Raw genomic sequence first — 1,764 nt, 5'->3', positions numbered from 1 at the left:
GCTGAATTGGAATCCGAGCTTCCAGTTTGCAAGTTTAAGTTCTGATTTAGCTAATCGCTTGCAAAAGTAAATTCTGGCAAATCAAAATATCATGATTTTTATGGAAGTTAGTTTTGCAAAGTTCTTCAAAACTGGAATTTACTATTAGAAACAAGTTGTTTTATGCTTCATATGCTGATATTCTTTTTTTGAGATCTTAATCCTCTGAAAAAAGAGTCACGTTAAGCGAAGGTCGAATTTTATTTCTTTTTTCGCAAGATTAAATTCCACCTCTCATTCGGTTCAGTATTTCTTCCGAATGGCGCTAGGTTTTCTTATTTTTTCAGTAATAGAGGCGTAAGGTTAATCTCGTTAGCGGGAATGGATTTTATTCCTAACTTGTCAAGAATATCCCCGCCATTAATGAAGCTGAACAACTGGTGTGCCGACTGGTTATTCAGCTTTTTTCTGTTATATGAGTTGATATGACTCATCATAAGATTGATATCATCCTGAGTTAAGTTATCAAAAGAGGTTTTCTTCGGAAGCACACGACGAATCATCTCATGTGTAACTTCACAACCACCTTTTTGATCAGAACGCTGTGGATCACAATAAAAGATATGTGTTCTGCGACCATTGCCCTTATTAAATTCGATTGCCAGCGGGTTAGTAAATTCACTTCCTCTGTCGGTCAAAATCACCTGGAAGAGGCTAGTGAATACTTCATGTCCTAACTGTTCATACAACCAGTCAAATATTTCTGTAACTGACTTGGCGGTATTGTTATCACGGATAAAAGCAAGCATTAAACTACTATTTCTAAAGTATATGGTCAACAAGACTTTACCGCCTTTGCGACCTTCTACTGAATCCATTTCCACTACCGGAATATCAGGATTCGCAGCAAGATAAGCTTCAAAATCCTCATAAATGCGTCCTACATGACACTGCTTGTCTACTCTTACAGGCTTCTTATGTGAGCGGGTACGATAACGGACCTTTCTCGGAAGATCAACGTTATCTACAGATAAAAGCCCTGCATCAATGTAGTTATAAATAGTCTTTTCATCAAGCATGATATCATCTGCATTATTGACACATATCATGTGAATAGACTGGCCTAACTTAACAAGCGGTGAAACAATAGCATCTACACGCTTTAATTCTTCCGGTGTAATTGCTATTCCTTGACGACTTTCTGAGCGAGTAGTCTCATAATTCTTCTGAGCTGATTTGGCAGAATAAATATGCTTCTCTAGCTTACAGGATTGCCGTTGGATACAGCCGTTGCAAACGTATGGTGGTTTCTTCAGTTTGTTACAAACCAATACCTCAAACTGCTTGCAATGCTCGTAGCACTTTACACGAGGACATCTCTTGCAGCTTTTTGAATACTGTAGTTTGCACTTTGAACATGCTGTTCCGTATTCATCACAGGTACTTCGCTTGCTGCAGGGATTGAAGGAATCTTTACGTACAGTCTGACTATGGAGTTTGACTTCTTTTGAGATAGTAGAAGGGTCCTTGCCAAGTTCCCTACCTATCTCAGTAAATGAAGCTCGTTCTCTTAAGCGAACTTCTATTGTGGCTCTTTCATCAAGAACCAGATGTGCATTCTTAGCCATGGTATTCTCCTTGGATAACGCCATCCGGACTCTATTGCTGAGCCACAACTATAACCAGATATCAAGAGGGTTGCAACACTAACTTCTAGGATATATTTTGCAATACTAAGTTCCAGTTTTTGGGTGAATGGACTGGAATTTAATTTTCCAATTCACC

1 protein-coding gene is annotated in these 1,764 nt (G+C 38.7%); it reads right to left on the bottom strand.

Translation table 11 applies throughout. The features are described from left to right. Positions 1-314: 314 nt before the first annotated feature. Positions 315-1,607, bottom strand: a complete 1,293-nt coding sequence (locus DXB43_RS14915; RefSeq protein ID WP_117947914.1) for an IS30 family transposase — start codon at positions 1,605-1,607, stop codon at positions 315-317. Positions 1,608-1,764: the final 157 nt, after the last annotated feature.

Source organism: Roseburia sp. OM04-10BH (assembly GCF_003462605.1).
GTDB classification, from domain to species: Bacteria; Bacillota; Clostridia; order Lachnospirales; family Lachnospiraceae; genus Roseburia_C; species Roseburia_C amylophila.
Note: the sequence above shows the minus strand (reverse complement) of the source record. Positions and strands in the feature narration are given on the sequence as shown.